Source organism: Lentzea rhizosphaerae (genome assembly GCF_042649515.1).
Classification (GTDB): Bacteria; Actinomycetota; Actinomycetes; order Mycobacteriales; family Pseudonocardiaceae; genus Lentzea; species Lentzea aerocolonigenes.
The window spans coordinates 780,718-800,367 of sequence record NZ_JBHRZI010000015.1 but is presented as its reverse complement, the minus strand read 5'-3'; the positions used below and the strand labels follow the sequence as shown (position 1 = coordinate 800,367).

Annotated in this window: 22 protein-coding genes; 17 read left to right on the top strand and 5 right to left on the bottom strand. The window is 70.3% G+C overall.

The features are described from left to right. Positions 1–1,203, top strand: a complete 1,203-nt coding sequence (locus ACFOWZ_RS20930) for an acyl-CoA dehydrogenase family protein (protein WP_382374890.1) — start codon at positions 1–3, stop codon at positions 1,201–1,203. 53 nt (positions 1,204–1,256) lie between these two features. Here the strand turns inward: ACFOWZ_RS20930 and ACFOWZ_RS20925 are convergent, their stop codons facing one another. Genes ACFOWZ_RS20925 through ACFOWZ_RS20915 form a run of 3 tightly spaced genes read right to left on the bottom strand, consistent with a single transcriptional unit; the run spans position 1,257 to position 2,823 of the window. Further along, complete coding sequence (locus ACFOWZ_RS20925) at positions 1,257–1,613, bottom strand: VOC family protein (RefSeq protein ID WP_382374888.1); 357 nt, start codon at positions 1,611–1,613, stop codon at positions 1,257–1,259. A 10-nt stretch (positions 1,614–1,623) separates the two neighbouring features. Then, positions 1,624–2,337, bottom strand: a complete 714-nt coding sequence (locus ACFOWZ_RS20920; protein ID WP_382374886.1) for a poly-gamma-glutamate hydrolase family protein — start codon at positions 2,335–2,337, stop codon at positions 1,624–1,626. A gap of 54 nt (positions 2,338–2,391) precedes the next feature. Then, positions 2,392–2,823 (bottom strand): Hsp20/alpha crystallin family protein, encoded by a 432-nt coding sequence (locus ACFOWZ_RS20915; RefSeq protein WP_382374884.1) that lies wholly within the window; start codon positions 2,821–2,823, stop codon positions 2,392–2,394. A 106-nt stretch (positions 2,824–2,929) separates the two neighbouring features. Here ACFOWZ_RS20915 and ACFOWZ_RS20910 point away from each other — a divergent pair, with 106 nt between their 5' ends. Next, positions 2,930–3,475 (top strand): HSP18 transcriptional regulator, encoded by a 546-nt coding sequence (locus ACFOWZ_RS20910; protein WP_382374882.1) that lies wholly within the window; start codon positions 2,930–2,932, stop codon positions 3,473–3,475. Between the two features lie 256 nt (positions 3,476–3,731). Here the strand turns inward: ACFOWZ_RS20910 and ACFOWZ_RS20905 are convergent, their stop codons facing one another. Further along, positions 3,732–4,589: a S66 peptidase family protein gene (locus ACFOWZ_RS20905; protein WP_382374880.1), complete on the bottom strand. Its 858-nt coding sequence runs from the start codon at positions 4,587–4,589 to the stop codon at positions 3,732–3,734. After that, positions 4,586–6,472: a prolyl oligopeptidase family serine peptidase gene (locus tag ACFOWZ_RS20900; protein ID WP_382374878.1), complete on the bottom strand. Its 1,887-nt coding sequence runs from the start codon at positions 6,470–6,472 to the stop codon at positions 4,586–4,588. The genes ACFOWZ_RS20905 and ACFOWZ_RS20900 overlap by 4 nt, the downstream gene beginning before the upstream one ends. 78 nt (positions 6,473–6,550) lie before the next feature. Between ACFOWZ_RS20900 and ACFOWZ_RS20895 the strand changes: the two genes are divergently transcribed. The 15 genes from ACFOWZ_RS20895 to ACFOWZ_RS20825 all read left to right on the top strand — a co-directional run bounded on the left by ACFOWZ_RS20895 (position 6,551) and on the right by ACFOWZ_RS20825 (position 19,606). Next, complete coding sequence (locus ACFOWZ_RS20895) at positions 6,551–7,117, top strand: DUF3090 domain-containing protein (protein ID WP_030466110.1); 567 nt, start codon at positions 6,551–6,553, stop codon at positions 7,115–7,117. 1 nt (position 7,118) lies between these two features. After that, complete coding sequence (locus tag ACFOWZ_RS20890; RefSeq protein WP_382374875.1) at positions 7,119–7,907, top strand: SCO1664 family protein; 789 nt, start codon at positions 7,119–7,121, stop codon at positions 7,905–7,907. A 62-nt stretch (positions 7,908–7,969) separates the two neighbouring features. Next, positions 7,970–8,671: an aminoglycoside phosphotransferase family protein gene (locus tag ACFOWZ_RS20885; RefSeq protein ID WP_382374873.1), complete on the top strand. Its 702-nt coding sequence runs from the start codon at positions 7,970–7,972 to the stop codon at positions 8,669–8,671. Between the two features lie 11 nt (positions 8,672–8,682). Beyond that, entirely contained in the window at positions 8,683–9,489 is an 807-nt protein-coding gene (locus ACFOWZ_RS20880; RefSeq protein ID WP_382374871.1) for a DUF3097 domain-containing protein, read from the top strand. A gap of 98 nt (positions 9,490–9,587) precedes the next feature. Then, positions 9,588–10,013 carry an NfeD family protein gene (locus tag ACFOWZ_RS20875; RefSeq protein ID WP_030466106.1) on the top strand — a complete coding sequence of 142 codons (426 nt, stop codon included), beginning with the start codon at positions 9,588–9,590 and terminating at the stop codon, positions 10,011–10,013. A gap of 40 nt (positions 10,014–10,053) precedes the next feature. Next, the gene (locus tag ACFOWZ_RS20870) at positions 10,054–11,241 is read left to right on the top strand and encodes an SPFH domain-containing protein (protein ID WP_382375111.1); all 1,188 of its coding nucleotides are present in this window, start codon (positions 10,054–10,056) and stop codon (positions 11,239–11,241) included. 156 nt (positions 11,242–11,397) lie between these two features. Next, complete coding sequence (locus tag ACFOWZ_RS20865; RefSeq protein ID WP_382374869.1) at positions 11,398–11,820, top strand: YciI family protein; 423 nt, start codon at positions 11,398–11,400, stop codon at positions 11,818–11,820. Between the two features lie 13 nt (positions 11,821–11,833). Beyond that, entirely contained in the window at positions 11,834–13,132 is a 1,299-nt protein-coding gene (locus ACFOWZ_RS20860) for an RNA polymerase sigma factor (protein WP_382374867.1), read from the top strand. Positions 13,133–13,136: 4 nt separating this feature from the next. Beyond that, entirely contained in the window at positions 13,137–14,174 is a 1,038-nt protein-coding gene (locus tag ACFOWZ_RS20855) for a sensor histidine kinase (RefSeq protein ID WP_382374865.1), read from the top strand. Further along, positions 14,171–14,821 carry a response regulator gene (locus ACFOWZ_RS20850; protein WP_382374863.1) on the top strand — a complete coding sequence of 217 codons (651 nt, stop codon included), beginning with the start codon at positions 14,171–14,173 and terminating at the stop codon, positions 14,819–14,821. Before ACFOWZ_RS20855 ends, ACFOWZ_RS20850 begins: the two co-directional genes overlap by 4 nt. Positions 14,822–14,937: 116 nt before the next feature. Beyond that, the gene (locus ACFOWZ_RS20845; RefSeq protein WP_382374861.1) at positions 14,938–15,867 is read left to right on the top strand and encodes a hypothetical protein; all 930 of its coding nucleotides are present in this window, start codon (positions 14,938–14,940) and stop codon (positions 15,865–15,867) included. Then, positions 15,864–16,910 carry a hypothetical protein gene (locus ACFOWZ_RS20840; protein ID WP_382374859.1) on the top strand — a complete coding sequence of 349 codons (1,047 nt, stop codon included), beginning with the start codon at positions 15,864–15,866 and terminating at the stop codon, positions 16,908–16,910. The genes ACFOWZ_RS20845 and ACFOWZ_RS20840 overlap by 4 nt, the downstream gene beginning before the upstream one ends. After that, complete coding sequence (locus ACFOWZ_RS20835; RefSeq protein ID WP_382374857.1) at positions 16,907–17,947, top strand: cache domain-containing protein; 1,041 nt, start codon at positions 16,907–16,909, stop codon at positions 17,945–17,947. The genes ACFOWZ_RS20840 and ACFOWZ_RS20835 overlap by 4 nt, the downstream gene beginning before the upstream one ends. Before the next feature lies 1 nt (position 17,948). Then, complete coding sequence (pgsB, locus tag ACFOWZ_RS20830) at positions 17,949–19,130, top strand: poly-gamma-glutamate synthase PgsB (RefSeq protein WP_382374855.1); 1,182 nt, start codon at positions 17,949–17,951, stop codon at positions 19,128–19,130. Next, on the top strand, positions 19,124–19,606 hold the full coding sequence (locus tag ACFOWZ_RS20825; protein WP_382374853.1) for a poly-gamma-glutamate biosynthesis protein PgsC/CapC: 483 nt from the start codon (positions 19,124–19,126) through the stop codon (positions 19,604–19,606). The genes pgsB and ACFOWZ_RS20825 overlap by 7 nt, the downstream gene beginning before the upstream one ends. The last annotated feature ends 44 nt before the right edge of the window (positions 19,607–19,650 follow it).

Below are 19,650 nucleotides of genomic sequence, written 5' to 3'. Positions count from 1 at the left end.
ATGGACTTCGCCTACGACACCAAGACCGAGGAACTGCGCGCGAAGTTGCTCGCGTTCATGGACGAGCACGTCTACCCGGCCGAAGCCGTCCTGGAGCAGCAGCTGCACGACGCCGCCGACCCGTGGGAACGCCAGCCGATCCTCGAAGAGCTCAAGACCAAGGCCCGCGAACAGGGCCTGTGGAACCTCTTCCACCCCGAACACGGCGGCCTGACCAACCTGCAGTACGCGCCGCTCGCGGAGATCACCGGCCGCAGCCCGCACCTGGCCCCCGAAGCGCTCAACTGCGCCGCGCCCGACACCGGCAACATGGAAGTGCTGACCATGTTCGGCACCGACGAGCAGAAGAAGCAGTGGCTGCAGCCGTTGCTCGACGGCGAGATCCGCTCCGCGTTCTGCATGACCGAACCCGAGGTCGCCTCCTCCGACGCCACCAACATCGCCACCCGCATCGAACGCGACGGCGACGACTACGTCATCAACGGCCGCAAGTGGTGGTCGTCGGGCGCAATGAACCCCAACTGCGCCATCTTCATCGTGATGGGCAAGACCGACCCCGACGCCGACCGGCACCGCCAGCAGTCGCAGATCCTCGTCCCGCGCGACACCCCCGGCATCACCGTCAAGCGCGCCATGCACGTCTTCGGTTACTCCGACTACGCGCACGGCGGCCACGCCGAGATCATCTTCGACAACGTCCGCGTCCCGGCCTCGAACCTCATCGCAGGCGAGGGCGAGGGCTTCGCCATCGCGCAGGCCCGCCTCGGCCCCGGCCGCATCCACCACTGCATGCGCCTGATCGGCATGGCAGAACGCGCCCTCGAACTGATGTGCCGCCGCGCCGTCTCCCGAGTCGCGTTCGGCAGGCCCATCGCCACCCAGGGCGTGCTGCACGAGTGGATCGCCGAGTCCCGCGTCCGCATCGAACAGGCCCGCCTGCTCGTGCTCAAGACCGCGTGGCTGATGGACACCGTCGGCAACAAGGGCGCCCACACCGAGATCCAGGCCATCAAGATCGGCACCCCGCTGATGACCGAATGGGTCATCGACAAGGCCATCCAGGCCCACGGCGGCGCCGGCGTCAGCCAGGACTTCCCGCTCGCCGAGCTGTGGGCCGCGACCCGCACCCTGCGCATCGCGGACGGGCCGGACGAGGTCCACCGCATGTCGCTGGCCAAGCGGGAACTCAAGAAGTACCTGTAGAACGCACGAGGGTGGTGAAGGCGCACGCCCGCGTCTTCACCGCTCTGTCGTGTCTAGCCGAGGAACAGGCAGAACGGGTGGCCGTCCGGATCGAACAGCACCCGCACGTCCTGCTGGGGCTGCACCTCCGCCAGCACCGCCCCGCACGCCACGGCGTGCGCGGTCGCCGCGCCGAGGTCGTCGACCTCGATGTCGAGGTGCTGCGTGGCGACCTGGCTTCCCGGCTCGCTCGGCCACACCGGAGGCCGGAACTGCCGTTCGAGCTCGAAGTTCACCGCCATGCCACCCGGCGTCCGCACCAGCGCCCAGTCCTCGTCCACCTCCGCCGGGACGGTGCCGAGCAGCCGGGCGTAGAACTCGGCGAGCATCTTCGGGTGTGACGTTCCGACCGTGACCGCGTTCAGTCGCATCCGCACAACGCTAGTTGTTGAGCGCTTCACGGGCCGTGAGCGCCGCCCGGCACGCGTGCACGAAGTCCCAGAACACCTCGGTCGTCGTGTGCCGGCGGTCCGACCGCGAGTTCTCCGCGAACATCGCCGTGCGCAGGGGAGTGGTCAGCTCCAGCTGACCGCCCTGCCGCGACCGCGTGCGGTTCGCGATGTTCGCTCTGTCGTAGCCGCCCAGTATCGGGTGGTCCACCGCGTCGATCGTGTGGAACCCGGCCCGCCGCAGCCGCGTCAGCAGCTCCAGCCGCAGCAACGCGTCCCGCCCGCCGACCAGCACCGCCCGGTCGTGGTCCTCCAGGCCCGCCGCGGCGGCCGTGCACCCGTGCAGGCCCAGCGCGTGGGAGGCACCCGAGACCAGCTCGCGGGCCACGCGGTCGTCGCAGTTCGACGACGTCACGTGCAGCTCGTCGTTCGCGACCGACCGCAGGCCCTCGAACATCCAGTAGTCGTGCGTCTGCCCGATCGGCACCCGCGTCGACGGGTGGTAGCCCGCGATCGCGAGGCACAGTTCCGACGTGCCGACCTCGATACCGCCGCCGTGCGGGGCGAGGACGACGGACGGCGTGCGGGGCCGGTGGCGCTTGAAGCGACGCCGGTAGTCCACCCGTTCCACCAGTCGGGGATCGGCGTAGAGGTCGGAGTTGGACGCGTAGACGTCTAACGCCGCCCACTGAGGCTGGGGTCTCATGGCGGGCGGAAGCCTACCGGGCGTCACCCGGATGGCCGCCGCCCGCCAGGCGTATCACGCGTCGATCTGCTTGGGCGCGTCCTCGCCCGTGCCGATCGCGATCTTGCGGGGCTTCGCGCGTTCCGCGATCGGAATCCGCAGCGTCAGCACACCCGCGTCGTACTTGGCGTCGATGTGGTCGGTGTCGAGCGTGTCACCCAGGAACAGCTGCCGCGAGAACGCGCCCAGCGGCCGCTCCGACACCTGCATCTCGACGTCCTTGCCGATCGGCCTGCGCTCCGCCTTGACCGTCAGCACGTTGCGCTCGACGTCGAGCTCGATCGCATCCGGCGTCACACCCGGCAGATCGAAGCACACCACGAACTGCTCGCCGTCGCGGTAGGCGTCCATCGGCATCGCAGTGGGCCGAGACCACGTACCCGGAGTCCCGAACACCTGCTGCGTCAGCCGGTCCAGCTCACGGAACGGGTCAGTGCGCATCAACATCTGACACCTCCTGTAATCCCTCGTTGGACTGTCAATGCGCTGCACCACCGTTGTAGCATGTCGTCGAAACGATGACAAGTGCCGAGCGTCATCGGAAGGACGACACATGACGAACGACTACGAGACCGTCCGCGCCACCGCCGCCTCACCGGGTGACGCCCGTGAGGTCCTGGCCGCGTTGATGCTGCTCAGAACCCTCCGCGACGAACTGTCGGGCTGGGAACCCCAACTCATCGAAGCCGCCCGCGCCCTGGGCACCAGCTGGGCGGACCTCGCCCCAGCCCTCGGCGTCGCGAGCAGACAGGCCGCCGAGAAGAGGTACCTGCGCGTCCGCCGCACCGGCGAGTCCGGCACCGGCGACGAACGCGTGCAGGCCGAACGAGACCGCCGCGCGGGCGACAAGGCCGTCGCCACCTGGGCCCGCAACAACGCCGGCGTGCTGAGGATGCTCGCGGCGCAGGTCGGGCCGCACGACGCCGGGGTGCAGCAGGCGCTGGGCGAGGAGGACGCGGCCGGGTTGCTCGGGCCGCTCGCCGAGGCCGGGCCTGGGTTGCAGGACGGGCATCCTGGGCTGGCTCGCCAGATCGCGGCTATCGGGGAACAGACCGACCAGTTGCGACTGGACGCACAGAACCGCAGGTCAGGAAGCTGAACAGTGTCCACCCCGTGGCTTTGAGGCGTCTGCAAGTACCACCAACTCATGATCGAATCGCCTGTAACTACACCCATCCTGTTCGACGGACACCGAACAGGATGGGTGTGGTTACAGGCTTGTTGATGTTGGGTTGGTGATACTTGCAGACGCCGTGGCCGACAGCGCTGTGGGCGGCAGAGCGCGCGGCGGCGGGGGTGTGGAACCCGCTGAGCACGTAGCGATGCAGGGGTCCGAGATCGAGGGGACGCCTGCGTCAGCGCGCCTGCACCAGCGTCAACGTCCCCGCCGACGCGTCCAGCTCCGCCTGCACCCCCAGCGGCAACGACCACGACCCCGCGCAGTGCCCGAACCCGAACTCGCCCAGCACCGGCACCCCCAGCGACCCGAGGCGGTCCACCAGCACCGAGGACACGTCACCGCACCCCGTCCAGGACCCCAGCACGATCCCCGACACCGGCTCGAACCACCCCGCCCGCAGCAGCTGCGTCAGGATCCGGTCCAGCCGGTACGGCTCCTCGCCGACGTCCTCCAGCAACGCGATCGCCCCGTCCGGCGGCGGCGCCCACCGGGGTCCGCCCACGCCCGCCGCCAGCAACGCCGCGTTCCCGCCCGTCAGCACCCCGCGCGCGACGCCGGGCACCACAGGCGTTCCGGCCGTCCACGACCGGACGTCCTCGAACAACACCGAATGCAACCGAGCCTGGGCCAGTGGGTCGTCCACGAAGTCCGACGTGCCCGGCATCGGCCCGAACACCGTCGGCAGGCCGACCGCGTTCAGCTCCGTGTGCAGCACCGTCACGTCCGACGACCCCACGAACACCCGCGGCGGCAGGTCCTTCCACGGCACCAGGTCCGTCATCCGCAGGCAGCCGTACCCGCCCCGCACGCAGAACACCGCCGCAACGTCCGAGCACCAGCCCGACACGAACTCCGCGGCCCGCGCGGCATCGGAACCGGCCAGGTACGGCAGCGACCACGGCGCCACCACAGGTGTGGTGACCTCCAGGCCCCACGACTGCAGCACCTGCACCCCTGCCGCGAGCCTCGAAGGCAGGGCCGGGCCGGCCGGTGACACCAGCGCGACCCGGTCCCCGCGCGACAACGAGCTCACCGAGACAGGTCCAGCACCGGCACTCCCGGCGGCTCGAAACCGAACACCTGGCCGTAGAACGACAGTTCCGCCTCCAGCGCGGTCTTGATCGTCTCGGCCTTGCGGAAGCCGTGCTGCTCGCCCTCGAACGTCAGGTACGCGTGCGGGATCCCCGACCCCGCCAGGTCCGCGGCGAAACGGTCGGCCTGCTCGGGCGGGCAGATCTCGTCCTCCAGGCCCTGCAGCAGCAGCACCGGGCCCGACACCGACCGCGCCTTCGTCGACGGCGAACGGTCCCGGTAGCGGTCCGCGGCCTCGGGCAGCGTGCCGACCAGGCCCTCGACGTAGCGCGACTCGAAGTCGTGCGTCTCGCCGCCCTCCGACGTCCAGCCCGCCAGGTCCAGGATCGGGAACGCCACCATGCCGCACCGGTACACGTCCGTCGAGGTCAGCGACGCCGCCGACGTCCAGCCGCCCGCCGAGCCGCCGCGGATGCCCAGCCGCGCCGGGTCCGCCGTGCCCTCCTTCGCGAGCTGCTGCGCCACGAACGCGCAGTCCTCCACGTCCACCACGCCCCACTGCTCGCGCAGCCGCTCCCGGAACGCCCGGCCGTAGCCGGTCGAGCCGCCGTAGTTCACCGCCACCACACCGATGCCGCGGCTGGTGAAGTACGCGATGTCGGTGTCCAGCTTCGGCAACGCACGCCCCGTCGGGCCGCCGTGCACGTGCACCACGTACGGCGGCAGCTCACCCTCGGGTGCGGCGAAGTCCGGGTTCGACGGCGGGTAGACGTAGGCAGGGATCTCCCCGAACACCCGCTCCACCGGCACCGGCAGGTACGCCGCCTCCGGCGACTCCTCGCCGCCGGTCAGGTACGTCAGCTCCCCGTTGGACAGGTCCAGCCGCACCACCGCGAACTCCGACGTCGGGCTGGCCGCGCCGCAGATCACCACGCCGTCGCGCACCGACAGCTCCGACGCCCACGTCGGCAGGTCGGTCTGCACGTCGGTCACCGTCGCGCTGCGCTCGTCGAGCACCGCCAGGTGCCCCGACCGCACCACCAGGTACCGGCCCGGCGAGAGCGTCGCGAACCAGCGGTTGCCCAGCCGCCACATCGGACCGCCCAGCTCCTCCTCGCACGGCGCGAGGTTGCGGCGCGTGCCGTCGGGCGAGATGCGGAAGAGGTTCCACCAGCCGTCGGGATCGGTCAGCGCCAGCAGCGAGTCGCCCTCCCACTCGAACTGGCACACCGCCTCGGTCTGCGAACCGGCCACGACCTCGTGCTCGGAGGACCCCACCGACGCCACGCACAGCTCGGTGCCGTCCCACGGCATCTGCGGGTGGTTCCAGCCGATCCACGCGAACTTCGTGCCGTCGGGGCTGATCTTCGGGCCGGTCATGAAGTGGTGCGAGGCACCCAGCACCCGCACCTCGCCCGCGGCGGTGATCGCCACCAGGTCGCGGTGCACGTCGGTGCGCGCGTCACCGGTGATCGTCTCCCGCACGCACCACACCTCGCCGTCCGGTCCCGCGGACAGGTCGGCGTAGCGCACGCCGTGGTGACGGTCCGGCTCCGGCGTCAGCGGCTCGGGCTGCGGGGAGTCCGGATTGAACACGTACACGCGCTGGTCGTCCCAGTTCGTGAACGCCACCCGGTCCTCGGACAGCACGACGAACGGCCGGCCGCCGTACTCGTGCACCCGGTTGCGGGCGTTCCACGGTGCGGGCAGCACGTCGGCGCCGTCGCGCACCAGCGCCACCCTGCCGCCCTCGGCAGGACGGCTCTCCGCCCACCACACCCGTTCGCCGTGCAGGTCGGCCCACTGGAACCCCCCACCCGGCTTCGACGTGTCGCCTGCCGTGATCGGCGAGGTCCAGGTCCCGTACGAAGCGATCTTCACCACAACCCGACCCTATACGCGGAGTGTTTGGTGGGGGAGGACCTGCCGACGATCTCCGCGTGGCCTAGGGTCGTAGGTGCCATGGCTCGCGTCATTCACGTATTCCGCGCACCCGACCGGTTCATCGCAGGGACCGTCGGGCAGCCCGGCGACCGCACCTTCTACCTGCAGGCCTCCGAGCAGAGCAGGTTGATCAGCGTCGCGCTCGAGAAGCAGCAGGTCCAGGTCCTCGCCGAACGCATCGGCTCGCTGCTCGAGGAGGTGCACCGCCGCTTCGGCACCGACGTCCCCGACGACGCGCCGCCCGACGATCTGGACACCGAACCCCTCGACGTGCCCGTCGAGGAGGAGTTCCGCGTCGGCACCATGGGACTGGGCTGGGACGCCGAGTCCAAGGCCGTCGTGATCGAGCTCCTGGCGATCTCCGAGGAGGAGGTCGACGAGGCCGTCGTGCTCGACGACACCGAGGAAGGCCCCGACGCCGTGCGGGTCTTCCTCTCGCCCTCGGCCGCCCGCGCGTTCGCCGAACGCGCCGACCGAGTCGTCAACGCCGGCCGCAAGCCCTGCCCGCTGTGCGCCGAACCGCTCGACGCGGACGGCCACATCTGCCCGCGGCAGAACGGCTACCGCCGCACCGAAGAAGACTGACGTGGACACCTCCGCGGCCCTGGAGTTGCTGAACCACGGCCGCATCGAGGTCGAGGGCCGTCTCGTCGACGCCTCCAACGCCACCTTGTTCTGCAAGATCTCCCTGGACGGCGTCGACGCCCAGTGCGTCTACAAGCCCGTGCGCGGCGAACGGCCGTTGTGGGACTTCCCCGACGGCACCCTGGCCGGCCGCGAGGTCGCCACCTACCTCATCTCCGCCGCCGGTGGGCTCGACATCGTGCCGCCGACGGTGCTGCGCCCCGGCCCGTTCGGCTCCGGCATGGTGCAGCTGTGGGTCGACACCCGCGAGGAGGACGAGCTCGTCGACATCATCGGCGTCGACGACGTCAAACCCGGCTGGATCCCCGTCTTCCACGCCCACGACCGCTTCGGCGACCCCGCCGTGCTCGTGCACGCCGACCACCCGCGCATCGCCCTGATGTCCGCGTTCGACGTCGTGGTCAACAACGCCGACCGCAAGGGCGGCCACGTCCTGCACGCCCTCGACGGCGCGGTCTACGGCGTCGACCACGGCATCTGCCTGCACACCGAACCCAAACTGCGCACCGTGCTGTGGGGCTGGGCCCGCGAACCCCTGCCCGCCGAGGTGCAGGAGCCGTTGCGACGCCTGAGATCGGAGCTCGACGGAGCACTGGGCGAGGCGCTGCACGACCACCTCACCCGCGCCGAGGTCCGCGCCGTCGCCGAACGCACCGACAAGCTGCTCGCGGCCGGCGTGTACCCGGAGCCGTCCGGCGACTGGCCTGCCATCCCGTGGCCCGCGTTCTGACCTGCGGACCATCACGGTCAACTGCGGAGACGACCAGGAGCAGGCTCGCTAACGTGAGCCCGGTGATCGACGAAGACGCCCGATCCCGGCTCGTCCGGCGCTTCGGCACGGACGTGACCGCCTGGATCGACGCACTGCCTGACCTGCTCGCCACCCTCGCCGCCCGCTGGGACCTCACCGTCGTGAAGCTCATGCCCGGCAGCACCGGCACCACCTTCCTGTGCGCCGACGCCGTGCTGAAGCTGTGCCCGCACCACGAAGTCGCAGCCCTGGAAGCGAAAGCGCTCACCGCGTGGGCCGGCACCGACGCGATGGTGAACTTGATCGACGCCGACCTCTCCCACGGCGCGCTGCTGCTGGAAGCGATCAACCCCGGCACACCCGCGCCCGACCCGGCCAAAGTCGTCCCCGAACTCCACGACGCGGATCCTGCAGGCTTCCCGCCGCTCGCCGCTCGCGTCGACTTCCTCTTCGAAGTCCTGCTGCCACTGCGCACCGGCACCTATCACGCCACCGAACACGACCACGCCCGCGAACTCGCCGGACACAACGTCAAACCCGTCCTGCTGCACGGCGACATGCACCCAGGCAACGTCCTGCAAGGCCAGCACGGCCCAGTCGCCATCGACCCGCGAGCGCACGTCGGTGACCCGGCGTTCGACTGGATGGACCTCGTGTACGACGGCTACGACCTGCACGGTGCCGACGTCGACCTCGACCGCGTCCACGAGTGGCTCACCGCCTTCAAACCGTTCTACGGCTAGGGTTTCCCACCGTGCGTTCTCACGACTACGGCCGCGACATCCTCTCCAACCCGAAACGCAAGAAGGTCCCCGAGATTCCCGCCGAGCCCGGTCTCGTCGTCGAGGATCCCGCCAGCGGCTTCTGCGGTGCCGTCGTGAAGTTCGAACACGGCCAGGTCGTCCTGGAGAACCGCCACGGCCGCCACCGCCTGTTCCCGCTCAACCCCGCCGGCTTCCTCGTCGACGGAAAGCCCGTCACGCTCGTCAAACCGATGCCGCAGCCCCAGAAACCCCGCATCAGCGCCTCGGGTTCGGTCCGCGTCGAGGGCCTGCGCGCCCGCACCGCCAAGGCCAGCCGCATCTGGGTCGAGGGCAAGCACGACGCCGAGCTCGTCGAACGCGTCTGGGGCCACGACCTGCGCGTCGAGGGCATCGTCGTCGAGCCCCTCGACGGCGTCGACGAGCTGCCCCGGCGCATCGCCGAGTTCGGCACCGCACCCCACCGCCGCCTCGGCGTCCTGGTCGACCACCTCGTCGCCGGATCCAAGGAACAGCGCATCGTCGACCAGGTCCGCGACGACAACGTCCTGGTCACCGGCCACCCGTACGTCGACATCTGGCAGGCCGTCAAACCCTCCGCGCTCAGGATCGAGGCCTGGCCGGTCGTCCCGCGCGGCGTGCCGTGGAAGGAAGGTGTCTGCGCGGCACTGGGGTGGGGCGAGACGTGGGAGGGCTGGCAGCGCGTCCTGGGTGCCGTGGGCAGCTACCGCGACATCGAGTCCGACCTGCTCGGTGCGGTCGAGCGGCTGATCGACTTCGTCACGGTGCCCCAGGACTGACCCGCGGGACTCCGCCGGTTGATCGATTTCGTTACGGTCGAGGGCCCAGCACGGTGAATCTCGGCGCCGCACACCCCCGGTTGGTGTATGTATGGGCCATGGCCGCGCTGATCTGGCTGATCGTCGGGATACTGCTCGTCGTCGCCGAGGTTCTCTCCGGTGACTTCGTGCTGGTCATGCTCGGCGCCGCGGCGCTGGCCGCGGCGGGCGTGTCCGCTCTGGGTGCCGCCGACCTGGTGAGCGTGCTCGTCTTCGCGGCCTCGTCGGTCGGTTTGATCGTCGGTGCCAGGCCGTTCGTGAAGAAGCGGCTGCAGCTCGGGTCGGGGATCAAGATGCACCACGAGGCACTGCTCGGCGCCAAGGCCGTCGCGGTGTCGCGCGTGGACGAGCACGGCGGGCAGGTCAAGATCGGCGGCGACACCTGGAGCGCCCGCACCCTCGACGGGTCCGTGGTCGAAGAAGGCGAAGCCGTCACCGTTGTCGAGATCTCGGGTGCGACCGCCGTGGTCATAGCGGCTGTGTGACCCAAGAAGGATGTGAACCGAGTTGGACCCGATCACCGCTGTGGTCGTGGCCGTCATTGCGATCTTCGTGCTGACCATCGCCGTCAAGTCGGTGCTGGTCATCCCGCAGGCGCAGGCCGCCGTCATCGAACGCCTCGGCCGCTTCCGCACCACCGCGGCACCCGGCCTGAACATCATCGTGCCGTTCATCGACAAGGTGCGCGCCCGCATCGACCTGCGCGAGCAGGTCGTGTCGTTCCCGCCGCAGCCGGTGATCACCCAGGACAACCTCACGGTCTCGATCGACACGGTCGTGTACTTCCAGGTCACCGACCCGCGCAGCGCGGTGTACGAGATCTCCAACTACATCGTCGGTGTCGAGCAGCTCACGATCACGACGCTGCGCAACCTCGTCGGTGGCATGAGCCTGGAGGAGACCCTCACCTCCCGCGACCACATCAACGGCCAGCTGCGCGGTGTGCTCGACGAGGCCACCGGCCGGTGGGGCCTGCGCGTCGCGCGGGTCGAGCTCAAGTCCATCGACCCTCCACCGTCCATTCAGGACTCGATGGAGAAGCAGATGCGCGCCGACCGCGAGAAGCGCGCCATGATCCTCACCGCCGAGGGCCAGCGCGAGTCGTCCATCAAGACCGCCGAGGGTCAGAAGCAGTCGCAGATCCTCGCCGCCGAGGGCGCCAAGCAGGCCGCGATCCTCGCCGCCGAGGCCGAGCGGCAGTCGCAGATCCTGCGGGCGCAGGGTGAACGTGCCGCCCGCTACCTGCAGGCGCAGGGCCAGGCCAAGGCCATCGAGAAGGTCTTCGGCGCGATCAAGGACGGCAAGCCCACCCCGGAGGTGCTGGCCTACCAGTACCTGCAGACGCTGCCGCAGATGGCGCAGGGCGACGCGAACAAGGTCTGGATGATCCCGTCCGACTACGGCAAGGCCCTCGAAGGGTTCGCCCGCATGCTCGGCGCGCCCGGTGACGACGGCGTTTTCCGCTACGAGCCGCCCACCGACAACGCCGAGCGGCCGCGCCCCGAGGACGACGACGAGTCGATCGCCGACTGGTTCGACACGGCGCCGGACCCGAAGGTCGCCGAGGCCGTCGCCGCCGCCGAGGCCGTGGCCCGCAAGGAGGTGCCCAGCCCGCTGAGCACCCCACCCCGGTCGGTCGCCGCCGCGTCACCGATCCCGGAGCTGGAAGCGGAGCAGCCGCGTTCCCTGCACCAGCCCGACGAACAGGTCTGACCAGCACACGATGAACGGCGCATTCGTTCACCTCAGGTGGACAAATGCGCCGTTCATAAATTTTCTGGGGGTTCGTGTCGATCGAACGGGGTGCCCGTTCGACCTGGGCGTGAAAGGGTCCACAACGGACCGCACGACCCACTGGGAGAGACCGACATGAAGTTCATGCTGATCTGGCGCGTGACCTCCGACGAGGCCTGGGGCAACCTCGGCGAGATCGACTTCGACACGATGCTCGAGACCGTCGGCAAGTTCAACGAGGAGCTGATCGAGGCCGGCGTCCTGATCGCCGCCGAGGGCCTCGCGCCCGCCGAGGAAGGCGTCGTCGTCGACTTCTCCAGCGAGCCGCCCGTCGTCACCGACGGCCCCTACGGCGAGACCAAGGAGCTGTTCAACGGCTTCTACCTGATCAACGTCCCCACCATCCAGGACGCGATCGAGTGGGCCAAGCGCACCCCGATGACCGCCGCCGGCTTCAAGACCGAGATCCGCCGCGTCCCCACGATCGACGAGTTCCCGCAGGACAACGAGTGGATCAAGAAGGAACGGGCCTGGCGCGAGTCCACCGGCCAGCTCTGATCTCATAGGGACCATGAGCAGCAGTGACCCGACGGGACGCAAGGCCGTCGCAGCGGTGTGGCGCATCGACTCCGCGAGGATCATCGGTGCGCTGACCCGCTACACCGGTGACTTCGCGCTGGCCGAGGACCTCGCCCAGGAAGCACTGGCCGAGGCGCTGGTGACCTGGCCGCGCGAGGGCGTGCCGAACAACCCGGCCGGGTGGCTGCTCACGGTCGGACGGCGCCGCGCGATCGACGCGTTCCGCCGCCGCAGCGCCCGCGACGAGAAGTACGCCGCCCTCGCGCACCACCTGCCGGAGGGCGGCGCTCTCACCGGCGCCACCGAACCCGGACCCGCGCCCGACGACGTGCTGTGGGACCCGGACCAGATCGACGACGACACGCTCGCGCTGATGTTCACCTCGTGCCACCCGGTGCTCTCGCGCGAGGCCGGGGTGGCGCTGACGTTGCGCGTGATCGGCGGTCTGACCAGCGACGAGATCGCGCGGGCGTTCCTGGTGCCGACCGCGACCGTGCAGGCCCGCATCACCCGCGCCAAGAAGACCCTGGGCGCGGCGAACGTGCCGTTCGAGGTCCCGCCCGTCGCCGAACGCCCGGCCCGTCTCGCGCAGGTCCTCAGCGTCGTCTACCTGATCTTCACCGAAGGCTCCTCCGCCAGCTCCGGCGACGAGGTCATGCGCCTGGACCTGGCCGGTGAGGCACAACGGCTCGCACGGATCCTCTCGCGGCTCATGCCCGAGGAACCCGAAGTCCACAGCCTGCTCGCCCTGCTCGAGCTCACCGCCGCGCGGTTCCCGGCCCGCCGCGGACCTGACGGCGAGACGATCCTGCTGGAGGACCAGGACCGGCGCCGCTGGGACCGCTCCGCCATCGCCCGCGGCCGCGCCGCGCTCGCCAAGGCCACCGACGCCGGCCGCGGCTACGGCTACTACGGGCTGCAGGCCGCGATCGCCGAGTGCCACGCGCTGGCCGCCTCGGTCGAGGACACCGACTGGGACCGGATCGTCGTGCTCTACGACGGCCTCGGGCGCCTGGCCCCGTCCCCGGTCGTCGACCTCAACCGCGCGGTCGCGATCTCGATGGCCAGAGGCCCGGCCGCGGCGCTGCCGATCGTCGACGAACTCGCCGCCGGCGACGCGTTCAAGGACTCGCACCAGCTCCCCGGCGTGCGCGGCGAACTGCTGCGGCGGCTCGGCCGGCTCGACGAGGCGCGAGCGGAGTTCGAGACCGCCGTCCGGTTGTGCGGCAACGAGCGTGAACGCTCCGTGCTGACCCGCAAGCTCGACGCTCTGGTGACTCCGGGAAACTGAGCGTGTGCGTTTCGACGTGTTCCGGCCGGGTCTCGGCGGGCGAAAACGGGAACTGCTGACCGACGTCGCGGCCGTCGTGGTGTGCGGTGGCATCGACCTCATCTCGGCGGACGGGCTCGGCGAGGCGGGCTGGGTGATCGGTGCCGCCGGTCTGCTCTCGGTGCGCAGGAAGTTCCCCGCGGCCACGGCGGTGCTGGTCGCCTCGATCGACTTCCTCGCGCTCGGCCACGTCTTCGCGGCGCTGTTCTGCGCCCTGTACACGGTCGGCACCCACGCCCGCGTCGTGTCCGGTTCGCTCGCGGTCGTCGTGGCGTTGGCGGAACTCACGGTTCCGCTGCCGGATGACGACGAGCCGTTCAACGTCACCTTCGTCGCGTCGGAGGCGGTGTTGCAGACCGTGCTTCCGCTCGCGTTCGGCCTCTACATCCGCCGTCACCGGCAGATGGTGGTGATGCAGCGCGATCAGGCCGTGGCGCGGGAACGCGACCGGATCGCCCGCGAGATGCACGACGTGCTCGGCCACAAGCTGAGTCTCATCGCGCTGCACGCCGGAAAGCTCGAGCTCACCGGCACCGCGGACACCGAGACCGCGCAGCTGCTCGGCGGGACCAGCCGCGCCGCCATGCGGGACCTGCGTCAGATCATCGGCGTGCTGGATGCGGAACCGGTGACGGTGGCCGATCTCGTCGAGAGCTCCCGCCGCGCGGGCCTGCGGGTCCAGTCCGCGTTGTCCGACGTCCCGCCGCAGCTGTCCGACGTTGTCCGGCGCGTGGTGCAGGAAGCGTTGACCAACGTGCACAAGCACGCCGGACCGGTCGACGTCGCCGTCGAGTTCAAGATCGTGCAGGGTAGACCGCGGCTGACGGTCCGCAACAGTCCACCGGCACGACCACCCCGGACCCGCGGCACCGGCACCGGCAGGGGCCTGACCACGCTCGCCGCGCAGGTCGAGAGGGTCGGCGGCGAGTTGAGCTGGGGGCCAGCGGCAGACGGAGGGTTCGAGGTGACCGCGGTGTTCGAGGCGGGCGAGTGCGTCCGATGATCTCCGTTGTCGTCGCCGACGACGAGCACCTGGTCAGGGCGGGCATCCGGGGTGTGCTGGAGACCGCGCGGGACATCGCGGTCGTCGCGGAGGCCGCCAGCGGGTCCGAGGCGTTGCGACTGGTGCACGTGCACCGGCCCGACGTGCTGCTGATGGACATCCACATGCCCGGCGGTGACGGGCTGGCCGCGGCCGAGATGGTGTGCAGGCACGTGCCGGGCACCGCGGTCGCGATGCTGACCACGTTCACCTACGACCGGTATGTGCAGGGCGCGCTGCATTCGGGGGCTGTCGGGTTCCTGCTCAAGGACATGGAACCGCGGGCGCTCATCGACGCGGTGCGGGCGATCGCGGCCGGCGACGCGGTGCTCGCGCCCCAGGTGACCCGGTCGGTGCTCACCACGTTCCGCGACCGGGACCCGCGGCGCGCGCACCGCGCCCGAGCCCGGCTGGCGGAGCTGACCGACCTCGAACGCACGGTCCTGCGGCTGCTGGCACTGGGCAGGTCGAACGCCGAGATCGCGCGCTCCTGCGAGATGAGCGAAGGCTCGGTGAAGGCACATGTCAGCCGGATGCTCGTGAAGCTCGGCTGCGGCAACCGCGTGCAACTGGCGACCGTCGCCTACGACGCGGAGGACAACTACTGACGGGATGGCCACTGCCGTCCGGGTGACCAGTGGTGCGGCATCCGGGTGGCCGGTACCGGCTGGACGATAGTTACATCCCCCGGCACCGGTCCCCGCGGGCGTGTCACGTTCGGTTTGTGAAGAAACTTCGCTCGACCGCACGGGCGAGCGTGGCGATCGCGGGCGCGATCGTCGTCGTAGGGCTCGTGCTGTACCTCCTTCCCACCGGCACCGGCAATCGGAAGGACGACAAACCAGAACCCGGCAGGACCGACCTGCTGTCGCAGGTGCAGCAGTTCTCGCAGGGCATGTCCGCCGAGATGGGCTACACGCGGCCGACCCAGGCCGAGCGCACCGCCATCAGCACCGGCGTGCAGCGTGTCCTGGACAACGCGCCGAACGAGGCCAAGGACGTGCTCGCCGCGGTGGGCTACACCATCAGCGAACGCGTCGACACCGCCACGCAACGCACGTACCACGAGATCTCCGACAACGCCGGCAATCCTCGCGGCTGGGGCCGGATCATGATCGACACCTCCGAGAGCGCCCGGCTGGGCATCGAGGTGCCGCACCCCAAGGCCGACCAGGACAGCGAGTCGCTCGGCGTCGAGCTGTTCCGCAAGGCCCCCGGCTCGGTGCTGGTGGTCGCCGGGGCACACCGACGCGCCGCGGAGAACCGGGTGGCCGACATGGCGCACACGACCGCCACCGTCTTCGAGGACCTGCACGAGCTGCTGGTGCGGCGCCGGGTGCCGGTCGTGCAGCTGCACGGGTTCCAGAACGAAACCGCCCCCGACAGCGACGTCGTCGTCTCCGCTGGACCATCGCTGAGCAGCCCGTCCGCGGAGCGGGCCGCACAGCGGCTCGAGTCGGCGGGCCTGTCGGTGTGCAAGCCGTGGGTGACCGGATGTCCCGGTCTGGAGGCGACCACCAACGTGCAGGCGCGGTACTCCGACGAACAGAAGGCCGACTTCGTCCACGTCGAGGTGTCCCGGGACATCCGCGACAACCCCTCGGCACGTGACCAGGTCGCGTCCGTGCTCGCCGGGAAGAAGGGCGACAGATGAGCCGCACGCGTGTTCCCGGCGTGCTGGCGCCCTGGCTCGTCGGGCTGATCCTGTTCTCCCTGCTCGCAGGGGGCGCGACCGCCTACCTGGCGCGCCCGCGCGCGGTCTTGCCGGTGCCCCAGTCGGTGCTCGACGCCCGGCGGGAGAGCACGACCTCGGCCGCGCAGGCCATCACGCGGTCGCTCAACGGCGGTCTGAGCAGCATGGCCGAGGTCGCCACCGTCGTGGACGAGTCGATCAGGCAACGCAACCGCGCACTGCTGATCCCGTTCCGGGCCCGGATCTGGAAGTCGCTCTACGTCCTGGACCAGACCTCCAGGACCGTGGTCGCCCAGGTCGGTGAGCCCGCCCAGCCCGCGGTGCTCGGCGAGCCCCTGCCCAAGGAGGCGGGCATGAAGATCGCCCAGGTCGGCACCACCCACCAGATCGTGCAGTACACCCCCGTCGGCAAACCGGCCGACGCGAAGTACCTCCTGGTCGGGCACTACGACCCGAACCGGCTCAGCGACCTGCTCACGGTGGCGGGCGCGGAGGGCACCTGGCTGGTCGACCGGTCCGGCTCGGTGATCGCCGGCGTGGGCACCGGCACGCAGTTGCCGCAGGGTTTCGTCCCACCTGCCACCGATCCCGGCGAGAACGCCGCAGGCAGCGAGGCACGGCGCACGGGCGACCGGATGGACGTGCTCGCCTGGGCGTCCCTGACCGGACGGGCGCCGTCGAACGGTCTCGGCTGGAGCGTGGTGTCGAACAAGCCGGTCACCGACGTCGCCGTCGCCACCGACGACTCCCGGCGTCGCGCCGTCACCGTCGGCCGGGTGCTGACGGCCGCGGTCGTGGTCGTGTTCGCGGCCCTGTTCCTGTTCGTGCAGCGGCCGATCCGGCGGCTGCGGAAGGTCAGCGGCGAGCCGGAACCCGCGGTGCCCGGACCGAAGTACGGCGAGGCGGGCCGCGTCGCCCAGACGTTTGCACAGGCCCGCACGACCAAGGCCCGCACGACCAAGGCCGATCAATCCGCTGACGAGGAAATGGCGGAGCAGCGATGACCACGCCAGAACGCCCCCGGCGTCACCTCCCGATCGCCCTCGTCGTCTGGACACTCGGCGCCACCGCCTTCCTCGGCCTCGGCGCGGTCGTGGCGACCGCTCCGTCGTCGTGGCTGGTGGAGGACATCCCGCAGAGCGTCATGAGCGAACAGCTGACGCGCACGGCACTGGCCGCCCGTCAGCTGCAACGTGCGCTGGACAGCGGCGCGTCCGACCTCAACGCCGTCGCCGCGGGCATCCGGACGCTGAACGACATCGACACACCGGGCCGTCTGCTCACCCAGCTGGTGGCCACCCGAACCCGTTACCGCGGAGCCGCCTACCTCTCCCCGAACGGCACGGTGGTGGCCAAGGCCGGCGAGGACGTCGACGCGGGCGCGATCGCCGCGTCGGACAAACCGGCGCTCGCGGCCGCCGCGCCCCAGGGCGTGTCCCCGCGGGTCTTCGTCGCGGTGCCGGTCCCCGGTGACCGGGCGGGCCGGATCGTCGCCGAGTTCAAACCCCAGGCGCTGATCTCGCCGCTCGCCCTGGCCGGTCCGGGCAACACGCGACTGCTCAACGCCGACCGGCTGGTGATCGGCGCGACCTCCGGCTTCACCGCGTTCGAACCGCTGAGCAGGCCGGACCTCGACCAGGCCGCCCAGTCCGCGAAAACCGCGGGAGCGGGCGCCGCCCTGCACGACGTCGACGGCCGCAGGCACCTCGTCAGCTGGGCTCCGGTCACCACGACAGAACAGACCCGGCAGCTCGGTCTCACCGTGGTCACCGACCGGCCGGAGACGTCACTGACGCTTCCGCACTCGTCGGAGCGCAACGAGCTGGTGCTGCTCGGCGTGCTCATCGCGAGCCTCACCGTCGTGATCTTCGGCTGGCTCTACGCGGTCGTCATCAGCCCCCTGTGGGCACTGGCCCGCGATGCCGGGCGGATCGCGGGCGGCGACCTCGCCACACCGGTCATCGTCCGCCGCTACGACCACCTCGGCCTGATCGCGCGAGACCTCGAACGCGTCCGCCGCGGCCTGCTCGGGAGGAGCTGACGTGTTCTTCCTGTACACGGTGTACGCCGGCATCCTCGGCGTGCTGCTCGTCGCGGGGATCGTCGAGCAACGCCGGCACCTGCGCACCCTGCGCAGCATCCCCGACCGCATCCTGGTCAACGGCATCCGCGGCAAGAGCTCGGTCACCCGGCTGTGCGCCGGGGCGTTGCGCGGCGGCGGGCTGACGGTCGTCGCGAAGACCACCGGCACGGCGGCCCGGTTCATCCACCCCGACGCCACCGAGGAGCCGGTGTACCGCAAGTTCGACATCGCCAACGTGGTCGAGCAGATCGGCATCGTCCGCCGCGCCGCCGCGGCCCGGCCGGACGTGCTGGTCATGGAGTGCATGGCGGTCATGCCCGCGTTGCAGGAGGTCAACCAGACCAAGCTCATCCAGTCCACCATCGGCGTGCTGAGCAACGTCCGCGAGGACCACCTGCAGGAGATGGGCCCGACGCTGGAGGACGTGGCGCGGTCGCTGTCGCGGTCCATGCCCGTCGGCGGTGTCTGCGTCACGGCCGAACGCGAGCTGCTGCACGTCCTGCAGGAGGAAGCCGACAAGCGGTCGTGCCACCTGATCGCCGTCGACCCCGAGGACGTCACCGACGAGGAGATGGACGGGTTCGCCTACCACAGCTTCAAGGAGAACGTCGCCATCTCGCTGGAGGTCGCCCGCCTGGTCGGGGTACCGCGCGAGCTGGCGCTGAAGGGGATGTGGCAGGCGCCGCCCGATCCCGGCGTGCTCACCGTCGAGTCCTACCGCTTCGGCGCGAAGACGTTGCGGTTCGCCAACGTCTTCGCCGCCAACGATCCGAGGTCCACCGTGATGAACGTGCAACAGCTCATCGAGCGCGGGAAGATCCAGTCCCCGGTCTTCACCCTGATCAACTGCCGGCCCGACCGGGTCGAGCGCAACGGTCAGATGGGGGAGATCGTGCCCGAGCTGCTCACCGACAAGCTCTTCGTGATCGGCCACCCCAGCCGGTCGGCACTGGCCAAGGTGCCGGCGGGCTGGCGGGGCGAGGCCTTCGACCTGGGCGGTGCGAACCGGCCGGTCGAGGAGATCCTGAAGGCGATCGCCGACCAGATCGACGACGAGGCGTCGCTGATCGCCATCGGCAACATCCACGGCCAGGGCGAGCTGCTGCTGCACCACCTCGAACAGGCGGTGGAACGGTGCTGACCGCGACGCTGACGCCCGAGGTGGCGGTGCTGGCCATCGCCATCGGGCTGGTGTTCTCGCTGGGCTGCTACCTGGTGTCCAACCTCTCGCCGGGCGGGATGATCACCCCGGGCTGGCTCGGCCTGGCCCTGATCACCGACCCGCGCAGGCTGTGGATCATCGCCGGAGTCACCGTCGTGACCTACTTCGGCACGCGGCTGCTGCAACGGCTGGTGATCCTGTACGGCAAGAGGCTCTTCGCCACGGTGCTGCTGCTCGGTGTGTTCCTGCAGCTGACGATCTTCCTGTTCCTGGCCGGCGATCGGCCTTTCCTGTTCTCCCACGGCACGCTGGGCTTCATCGTGCCCGGCCTGATCGCGTACCAGTGCGTGCGGCAGCCGATCAAGGCCACGCTGATCTCGACCAGCGTGGTGACGATGCTGTCCTACGTCGTCCTGCTCACCGGTGTCCTGCTCAACTACCTGCCCCACCGCTAACTCCACGTTCGGGTGGCGCACGCGGGGACCTTTCGTACTCTCGG

Bases quoted from the DNA above. Each gene is read 5' to 3' on its own strand.
- ACFOWZ_RS20930 (WP_382374890.1), top strand. From the start codon at position 1: ATGGACTTCGCCTACGACACCAAGACCGAGGAACTGCGCGCGAAGTTG.
- ACFOWZ_RS20925 (WP_382374888.1), bottom strand. From the start codon at position 1,613: ATGCGACTGAACGCGGTCACGGTCGGAACGTCACACCCGAAGATGCTC.
- ACFOWZ_RS20920 (WP_382374886.1), bottom strand. From the start codon at position 2,337: ATGAGACCCCAGCCTCAGTGGGCGGCGTTAGACGTCTACGCGTCCAAC.
- ACFOWZ_RS20915 (WP_382374884.1), bottom strand. From the start codon at position 2,823: ATGTTGATGCGCACTGACCCGTTCCGTGAGCTGGACCGGCTGACGCAG.
- ACFOWZ_RS20910 (WP_382374882.1), top strand. From the start codon at position 2,930: ATGACGAACGACTACGAGACCGTCCGCGCCACCGCCGCCTCACCGGGT.
- ACFOWZ_RS20895 (WP_030466110.1), top strand. From the start codon at position 6,551: ATGGCTCGCGTCATTCACGTATTCCGCGCACCCGACCGGTTCATCGCA.
- ACFOWZ_RS20875 (WP_030466106.1), top strand. From the start codon at position 9,588: ATGGCCGCGCTGATCTGGCTGATCGTCGGGATACTGCTCGTCGTCGCC.
- ACFOWZ_RS20865 (WP_382374869.1), top strand. From the start codon at position 11,398: ATGAAGTTCATGCTGATCTGGCGCGTGACCTCCGACGAGGCCTGGGGC.
- ACFOWZ_RS20860 (WP_382374867.1), top strand. From the start codon at position 11,834: ATGAGCAGCAGTGACCCGACGGGACGCAAGGCCGTCGCAGCGGTGTGG.
- ACFOWZ_RS20850 (WP_382374863.1), top strand. From the start codon at position 14,171: ATGATCTCCGTTGTCGTCGCCGACGACGAGCACCTGGTCAGGGCGGGC.
- ACFOWZ_RS20840 (WP_382374859.1), top strand. From the start codon at position 15,864: ATGAGCCGCACGCGTGTTCCCGGCGTGCTGGCGCCCTGGCTCGTCGGG.
- ACFOWZ_RS20835 (WP_382374857.1), top strand. From the start codon at position 16,907: ATGACCACGCCAGAACGCCCCCGGCGTCACCTCCCGATCGCCCTCGTC.